General features: G+C 69.7%; 7 protein-coding genes. 4 read left to right on the top strand and 3 right to left on the bottom strand.

All coding sequences use genetic code 11. The features are described from left to right. Positions 1-145: 145 nt before the first annotated feature. Complete coding sequence (locus P3W75_RS02225; protein WP_276225739.1) at positions 146-1,093, top strand: phospholipase D family protein; 948 nt, start codon at positions 146-148, stop codon at positions 1,091-1,093. 60 nt (positions 1,094-1,153) lie between these two features. Here the strand turns inward: P3W75_RS02225 and P3W75_RS02230 are convergent, their stop codons facing one another. Then, complete coding sequence (locus tag P3W75_RS02230) at positions 1,154-1,978, bottom strand: AraC family transcriptional regulator (protein ID WP_276225740.1); 825 nt, start codon at positions 1,976-1,978, stop codon at positions 1,154-1,156. Positions 1,979-2,108: 130 nt separating this feature from the next. Between P3W75_RS02230 and P3W75_RS02235 the strand changes: the two genes are divergently transcribed. Then, entirely contained in the window at positions 2,109-2,627 is a 519-nt protein-coding gene (locus P3W75_RS02235) for a carboxymuconolactone decarboxylase family protein (RefSeq protein ID WP_276225741.1), read from the top strand. 26 nt (positions 2,628-2,653) lie between these two features. Next, positions 2,654-2,905 carry a glutaredoxin 3 gene (gene grxC / locus P3W75_RS02240; protein WP_276225742.1) on the top strand — a complete coding sequence of 84 codons (252 nt, stop codon included), beginning with the start codon at positions 2,654-2,656 and terminating at the stop codon, positions 2,903-2,905. Between the two features lie 125 nt (positions 2,906-3,030). On the opposite strand, the gene P3W75_RS02245 is transcribed toward grxC, so the two are convergent. After that, positions 3,031-3,684 carry a response regulator transcription factor gene (locus P3W75_RS02245; protein ID WP_276225743.1) on the bottom strand — a complete coding sequence of 218 codons (654 nt, stop codon included), beginning with the start codon at positions 3,682-3,684 and terminating at the stop codon, positions 3,031-3,033. A 23-nt stretch (positions 3,685-3,707) separates the two neighbouring features. Continuing rightward, on the bottom strand, positions 3,708-5,948 hold the full coding sequence (locus P3W75_RS02250; protein WP_276225744.1) for a PAS domain-containing sensor histidine kinase: 2,241 nt from the start codon (positions 5,946-5,948) through the stop codon (positions 3,708-3,710). A gap of 169 nt (positions 5,949-6,117) precedes the next feature. On the opposite strand from P3W75_RS02250, the gene P3W75_RS02255 reads away from it, so the two are divergent. Next, the gene (locus P3W75_RS02255; protein ID WP_276225745.1) at positions 6,118-7,740 is read left to right on the top strand and encodes an acyl-CoA synthetase; all 1,623 of its coding nucleotides are present in this window, start codon (positions 6,118-6,120) and stop codon (positions 7,738-7,740) included. Positions 7,741-7,753 lie beyond the last annotated feature (13 nt).

The raw sequence follows: 7,753 nt of genomic DNA on the forward strand, positions 1-7,753 counted from the left end.
ACGACAGCCCCCGCCACCGTCGCGCGACAATCCGCACCGCGCGCGCCCCTGCTCTAGCGCAAGGCTTTGCGCGTCAGGCGTGAAACCTGACCTGCCGGCGTGCGACAATGCCTACATTTGCGGAACCCATGCTGCTGGAGAACCTATGCAGATCCTCGATAATCAGAACGACCTCGCGGGCTACCTCGGCCAACAACGCGACAAGAAGATCACGGTCGTCACCGCCTTCGCCGCCGGCACCGAACCCCTGGTGGAAAGCCTGCGCGCCAACGGCAACCGTCTGGACGTGGTAGTCGGGACCATCAACTCCTTCACCTCCCCGGACTTCATCGAGTACTGCATCGCGGAGGGCGCCGACGACCTCGCGCTGTCCGTCGACTTCCGCTACCAGAAAAGCATCCACTGGAAGCTCTACCTGATCGAGCCGGACGTGGTCGTGCTCGGCAGCGCCAACTTCACCGAGATCGGCGTCAGCCTGGCCCGCGACAACGCGGTGGTGATCCAGGACGCCGCGCTGTACCAGGAGCACCTGGCCCGCGTCGCCCAGCTGAAGACCGCCGAGGGCGTGCTGTCCAGCACCCAGACCGAAGCCTTCGACGAGGCCCTGGAAACCTACCGCTGGAACCACCGCCGCATGCAGGCGGGTCTGGCGCGCACCGCGCAATACCTGGACGGCGAGAGCTGGCTGGGCGAGGAGTCGAACCAGAGCATCCCGCTGTTCATCTGGTACAGCGACCACTCCGAAGACTCCGAAAGCACCGCCGAAGGCTTCCTGCGCGCCAGCAGCGGCGTGGACTGGGACGACGTGCGCGAGTTCTTCACCTACGAATGCGCCGAGGGCGCCCTGCCCTACGAGGAAGGCGACGTGGTGTTGACCGCGCGCTGCAACGGCTCGCACATCGTCTTCTACACCTTCGACCGCATCCTCTACCGCGACGGCACCTACTACATCTACTCGTACCGCAAGAAGCGCTACACCGCACCGTTCAACCTGGACGACACCAAGGACGGCCTGAAAGACGCCATCCCGCGCTGGTACGAGGAAGGCCGCACCGAGATGAACCGCGCGGACATCCTGCGCTTCATGATCTGACGCGCACCTCGGAACCGCCGAAACGCCGCGAACGGGGGCCCGTTCGCGGCGTTTTGCGTTCTACCCGCGCAAAGCCTGCAGCCACTCGCGCGGGCTGGCGCCGACCTTGCGGCGGAAGGCCCGGGCCAGCGCCGAAGGGCTTTCGTAGCCGGTCTCGTCGGCCACCAGCGCCACCGGCCGGCCCTCGCGCAGGCGCTTCTGCGCCAGGCTCACGCGCCAGCTCAGCAGGTAGTCGGCCGGGGTCACGCCGATCACCTTGCGGAACAGCGCGGCGAAGCTGGCCCGCGACAGGTGGCTGGCGTGGGCCAGTTCCTCCACCGTCCAGGGCCGCGCCGGCTCGTCGTGCATCAGCGTCAGGGCGCGCGACAGGCGCGGCTCGGCGAGGCCGGCGAGCATCCCGGCGGACAGGCTGCGCTCGGCCATCAGGTGGCGCAGCAGCTGGATCAGCATCAGCTCGAACAGGCGGTTGAGGATGGCGTCGCGCCCGCATTCGGCGCCGAAGGCCTCGGCGAACAGCCAGTCGAGGTTCGCCGCCAGGCTCGGCAGCTGGCGCAGCGGCACCAGGCTGTAGCCGGGCAGCGCGCGGCTCAGCGGGTTGTCCATGCCGCCGTCGAATGACAGGCTGGCGCAGACCAGCTCGGCGCCGTCGGCCGCGTCGGCGTGCAACTCATGGCCGTAGGGGCGCGGCACCAGCAGCAGGCTCGGTTCGTCGATGCTCAGCGGCCGCCCGCCCTCGTCGCGAAAGCTCACCCGCCCGGCGCGCAGCAGGTGCACATGGCCCCGCCCTTCGCTGGCGGTGAAACGCTCCGCGCCGCAGAAGACGCCGCTGAAATAGGTGTTCGCGTGAAGGCTGAAGTGCGCCAGCAGGGTGGACAGGCGATCCATGGGGGGCGGTTCCGCTTTAGACGATCTGCAGCATAATCTGGACTATTCGAACCCAATTGGAAAGTCTCGCGGCGCATCATGGCTCCACGTTCCAGCCCAACCCGCCCACTCGCTCAGAAGGAATAACGCCATGACCCGCATCACCGCCCTGCCCCTGGAGCAAACCCCGGAAGCCGCCCGCCCGCTGCTCGAAGGCGTGAAGAAAGGCCTCGGCCGGGTGCCGAACCTGTTCGCCACCCTGGCCCACTCGCCCGCCGCCCTCGGCGGCTACCTGGCGCTGAACCAGGCGCTGCTGAAGTCCTCGCTGAGCGCCGCCGAGCGCGAAGTGGTGGCCCTGGCCACCTCCCAGGTGAACGGTTGCGACTATTGCCTGGCGGCCCACAGCCAGTTCGCCGGCAAGGCCGGGCTGAGCGGCCAGGACATCCGCAACGCCCGCGAAGGCCGGCTCAACGCCGTGGCCGCGCTGGCCCGGCAGATCACCGAGAATCGCGGACAGATCGCCGACGGTTACCTGCAGGCGGCGCGCGACGCCGGCATCAGCGACGCGAAGATCGTCGACATCGTCGCCCAGGTCGCCGCGCTGACCCTGACCAACTACCTGAACAACGTCGCCGCCACCGACCTCGACTTCCCGCCGGCCGAGGCGTAAGCCCGGCCCACCCAGGAGACACCGCCATGAACGCCGTCACCCTCTACACCAGCGACCACTGCCCCTACTGCCACAACGCCAAGGCGCTACTGGCCCGCAAGGGCGTGGAGACCACCGAGTACAACGTCGCCAACGACCCCGACCGCCTGCGCGAGATGCTCAGCCGCAGCGGCCGGCGCACGGTGCCGCAGATATTCATCGGCGAGCACCACGTCGGCGGCTTCGACGACCTGGCGGCGCTGGAGCGCAATGGCGAACTGGACGCGCTGCTGCACTGACCTCCGAGGTAACGCCAACGGCGGATAACGTGGAACGTTGTCCGCCCTACCCCCATCCAGACCGTGGTCCCCCGTAGGGCGAATAACCGTTCGCGGTTATCCGCCGTCACCTCACCCACGATGCTTCAGACCTGCGCCGGCTCCGGGCGCAAGCGCAGCGGGTCGACCAGCCCGGCGGCCACCGCCATGCCGACCAGGTCCGCCAGGGTCTGCGCCTGCATGCGTTTCATCACCCGCGCGCGGTACAGGTCGACGGTCTTCACGCTGATGTCCAGCTGCTCGGCGACTTCGCGGCTGGTGTAGCCGCGCACCAGAGGCAGGAGTACGTCGCGTTCGCGCGGGGTCAGGGCCGCGAGGCGTTCGTCGACCTCGCCCAGGCCGGCCCGCGAGGCCTGCTGGCCGGCGCGGGATTGCAGGGCCTGCTGCACGCTGTCGAGCAGCAGCTGTTCGTTGTAGGGTTTCTCGATGAAATCCAGCGCGCCGGCCTTGAAGGCGCGGATGACGATGGGCACGTCGGCGTGGCCGCTGACGAAGATCACCGGCAGCTCCAGGCCGCGCCGGCGCATTTCCTCCTGCACGCTCAGGCCGCCCAGGCCCGGCATGCGCACGTCCAGCAGCACGCAGCCGTGGGCGTCGGCCGGGCAGGCTTCGAGGAAGTCGCGGCCGCTGGTGAACGGCAGCGCCTTCAGGCCCACCGATTCGAACAGCCAGACGGTGGAATCCAGCATCCCCGGATCGTCGTCCACCACGTACACCACCGCATCAAACGGTCCCGCCATCGCCTTGTCCTCTCGTCCATCCATCAGCCTCGTCCCCCCGCCGGCAGCCGGCATTCCAGGCGCAGCCCGTCGGCGACCGGGCGCGCGTCCAGGGTGCCGCCGAAGCCTTCGACCATGCCCCGGCTCATCGACAGGCCCAGCCCCAGGCCATCCGGCTTGCTGCTGTAGAAGGGCGTGAACATGCGCCCCAGGGTTTCCTCGTCGGCCCCCGGGCCGTTGTCCTCCACCCATACGCAGAGCCGGCCGTCCGCTTCCTCCGTCGAGCCGATGAGGATGCCCGAGGGCGCGCCGGCGTGGCGCTCGCGGTTGGCGTCGATGGCGTTGCGCAACAGGTTCAGCAGCACTTGCTGCAACAGCACCCGGTCGGCGTAGACCGGCGGCAGATTCTCCGTCAGCGCCTGGCCGATGGCTACCCCGGCCTGCCCCGCCTCCCAGGCGCAGAGGCCGAGGGACTCGCGCACCAGTTCGTTGACGTCCAGCGCCTGCAGGCGGCGCTGGCCCTTGCGCAGGAAGGCGCGCAGGCGGCGGATGACCTCTGCCGCGTGGTTGGCGTGCTCGGTGATGCGCTCCAGGCCCTGGGCCACGCGCCGCGCGGCTTCCGGGTTGTCGCCCAGCGTTTGCAGGTAGCGCTGGCTGGCGCCGGCGTAGTTGACCACCGCCGCCAGCGGCTGGTTGATCTCGTGGGCGATGCCCGAGGCCAGCTCGCCAAGGGTGACCAGGCGCGCGCTGTGCGCCAGTTCGTCCTGGTGCCGGCGCTGCTGGTGTTCGCGCAGCTCGCGCTCGGTCATGTCGCGGGCGACCAGCGAGTAATAGCGCTCGCCGCCGATGGCGCGGTGGCCGAGCAGCACCAGCGAAACCGGCACCGGCGCGCCCTCGCCCAGCGGTCGCAGGTGGCCTTCGGCGCGCCACACGCCCTGCTCGTCGGCGGCGCCCCAGCCCTGCTCCGCCAGGCGCCGCAGCAGCGCCTCGTCGAACAGGCCGTCGAGGCTGCCGGGCAGCGTTTCCGCCAGGTTCAGCGCCTTGCGCGCCGCCGGGTTGGCGTAGCCGGGGCGGCCGCCGGCGTCGACGAACAGCACCAGGTCGGCGTTGGCCTCGACCACCTCGGCCAGGCGCCGGCGGTTCTCCTCGGCGCGCACCCGCGCGGTGATGTCTCGGGACACGCTGACCACCTCCACCACCGCGCCGGTGTAGGTCTCGCGGATGGCGCGGCTGGCGGTCTCGAACCACAGGTAATGGCCGTCGCGGTGGCGCAGGCGGTAGGTCAGAGTCGCGTAGCCGTCCTGTTCCAGGGCGTCGCGGGTATGGCGGGCCACGCGCTTGCGGTCGTCCGCGTGCAGCAGCGGCAGCACCGACTGCCCGCGCATCTCCTCCGGCCAGTAGCCCAGCAGCGGCCAGGACGACGGCGAGGCATCGAGAATGACGCCGTCGAGGGTGCGCCGCGAGATCAGGTCGCTGGTGTTCTCGATGATCTGCCGGTACAGCCGCCGCGCCCGCGCCGCCTCGCGCTCGCCGGCGATCTGCGCGCTGGCCTCGCGGCCGCGCACCAGCACCTCGGCGTTGCCGGCGTCGGGAATGAAGCTCCAGAGGAAGTGCCGACCGCCGTGCTCGCTGGGCGCGTCCTGCACGGCGCGGGCCTGGGACAGGCAGCTGCGCAACAGTTCGCGGTGGTTGCTCGGCAGCAGTTCGCGGACATCCGCCAGCCCCAGCTCACTGGCCAGGCGGCGTAGCGCGGGATTGCCGTCGAGCGGCTGCGCCTGGTCATCCAGCAGCAGCGCCGGCAAGGGCTCGGCGGCCAGCAACGGCGCCGTGCGGCGCGCATTGCCGGCCAGCGCCAGGACCTCGCCGAGCAGTTCGCCGACCCAGCCCAGCCAGGGTGCGTCGGCCGCGTCGCGCGGGGCCAGCAGCAACAGCCCCGGCTCGCCGCCCAGCGCCAGGTTCAGCGCCAGGCCGTGGCTCCAGCCGGCGCGGCGCAGGCGCCCGCCCAGCCAGCCGGGCAGCGCCAGCAGTTCGTCGACGGGCATCTCGCGGCGCCCGTCCAGGGCCGCGTGCAGCGCCTCGTCGTTGGCCTGCAGGGGGTCGCCGGCGCCCGGTGGCAAGCGCTCGTCGCCGAGGCTTTCGTAGCTGTGCGAACGCGGCCGCCAGGTCAGGTACAGCGCGCGTTCCAGCGGCGCGCGGGCGCGACACAGGGCCAGCAGCGCGTCGACCTGCGCGGCCAGCGGCGCCGGCTCGCGCAGCAGGCGCACCAGGGTGTTGAGTTCAGGCATGGAGGCGGGCTCCGAGGGCTTCTTGTTCTGATATGGTATTTATACCATACGCTTATAGTTGTACTTCCATAAAAATCTCGACATTGCTATAAATCGCCCCATCAGCCGGCCACGCACCCCGTGGGACGGCCAAGAACAATGAGCTAACAATCAGCCACAGGGTGTTCATATGTCGATCTTCGAACAGGGTCTCGCGCCTGCCCCGGTCAATCACACCGCGCTGACCCCGCTGGGTTTCATCGAACGCACCGCCAGCGTCTTTCCCGAACGCACCGCCGTGATCCACGGCAGCCTGCGCCGCACCTGGCGCGAAACCTACCAACGCTGCCGCCGGCTGGCCTCGGCCCTGGCCTGGCGCGGCATCGGCCACGGCGACACGGTGGCGGTGATGCTACCCAACACCCCGCAGATGCTCGAGGCGCACTTCGCCATCCCGATGATCGGCGCGGTGCTCAACACCCTCAACGTGCGCCTGGACGCCGAAGCCATCGCCTTCATGCTGCAGCACGGCGAGGCCAGGGTGCTGATCACCGACCGCGAGTTCCATGAGGTGATCCGCGCCGCCCTCGGCATGCTCGACCACCCGCCGCTGGTGATCGATGTCGACGACCCCGAGTACGGCGAAGGCGAGCCGGTCAGCAGCCTCGACTACGAGGCCCTGCTCGCCGAGGGCGACCCCGAGTACGCCTGGGCCTGGCCGCGCGACGAGTGGGACGCGATCGCGCTGAACTACACCTCCGGCACCACCGGCAACCCCAAGGGCGTGGTCTACCACCACCGCGGCGCCTACCTGAACGCGCTGGGCAACCAGATGACCTGGTCGATGGGCCAGCACCCGGTGTACCTGTGGACCCTGCCGATGTTCCACTGCAACGGCTGGTGCTACCCCTGGACGGTCACCGCGCTGGCCGGCACCCACGTGTGCCTGCGCCGCGTCGACCCGCAGAAGATCCTCACGCTGATCCGCGAGCACCGGGTCAGCCATATGTGCGGCGCGCCCATCGTGCTCAACGCGCTGATCAACATGCCCGACTCGGCCAAGGCCGCCATCGACCACCCGGTGCACGCCATGGTCGCCGGCGCCGCGCCGCCGGCCAAGGTGATAGGCGCGGTGGAGGAAATGGGCATCCGCGTCACCCACGTCTACGGCCTCACCGAGGTCTACGGCCCGGTCACCGTGTGCGCCTGGCACGAGGAGTGGGACGAACTGCCGCTGGACGAGCGGGCCAGGATCAAGTCGCGCCAGGGCGTGCGCTACCCGACCCTGGAAGGCGTGATGGTCGCCGACCCGAAGACCCTGGAGCCGGTGCCGCGCGACGGCCTGAGCGTCGGCGAGATCTTCATGCGCGGCAACACCGTGATGAAGGGCTACCTGAAGAACCCCAGCGCCACCGAGGAAGCCTTCGCCGGCGGCTGGTTCCACACCGGCGACCTGGCGGTGTGCCACCCGGACGGCTACGTGGAAATCCGCGACCGGCTGAAGGACATCATCATCTCCGGCGGCGAGAACATCTCCACCATCGAGGTCGAGGGCGTGCTGTTCCGCCACCCGGCGGTGCTGGAGGCGGCCGTGGTGGCGCGCCCGGACGAGCGCTGGGGCGAGACCCCGTGCGCCTTCGTCACCCTCAAGGCCGGCCACGCCGACACCGAGGCGGCGCAGATCATCGGTTTCTGCCGCGAACACCTGGCCGGTTTCAAGGTGCCGAAGACTGTGGTCTTCACCGAGCTGCCGAAGACCTCCACCGGCAAGGTGCAGAAATTCGTCCTGCGCGACTGGGCACAGAAGCTCTGACGCCCTCCTCCCA

This window comes from Pseudomonas citronellolis (genome assembly GCF_029335315.1).
In the GTDB taxonomy this organism is placed as follows: Bacteria; Pseudomonadota; Gammaproteobacteria; order Pseudomonadales; family Pseudomonadaceae; genus Pseudomonas; species Pseudomonas citronellolis_A.

Bases quoted from the DNA above. Each gene is read 5' to 3' on its own strand.
- P3W75_RS02225 (WP_276225739.1), top strand. From the start codon at position 146: ATGCAGATCCTCGATAATCAGAACGACCTCGCGGGCTACCTCGGCCAA.
- P3W75_RS02230 (WP_276225740.1), bottom strand. From the start codon at position 1,978: ATGGATCGCCTGTCCACCCTGCTGGCGCACTTCAGCCTTCACGCGAAC.
- P3W75_RS02235 (WP_276225741.1), top strand. From the start codon at position 2,109: ATGACCCGCATCACCGCCCTGCCCCTGGAGCAAACCCCGGAAGCCGCC.
- grxC (WP_276225742.1), top strand. From the start codon at position 2,654: ATGAACGCCGTCACCCTCTACACCAGCGACCACTGCCCCTACTGCCAC.
- P3W75_RS02245 (WP_276225743.1), bottom strand. From the start codon at position 3,684: ATGGCGGGACCGTTTGATGCGGTGGTGTACGTGGTGGACGACGATCCG.
- P3W75_RS02250 (WP_276225744.1), bottom strand. From the start codon at position 5,948: ATGCCTGAACTCAACACCCTGGTGCGCCTGCTGCGCGAGCCGGCGCCG.
- P3W75_RS02255 (WP_276225745.1), top strand. From the start codon at position 6,118: ATGTCGATCTTCGAACAGGGTCTCGCGCCTGCCCCGGTCAATCACACC.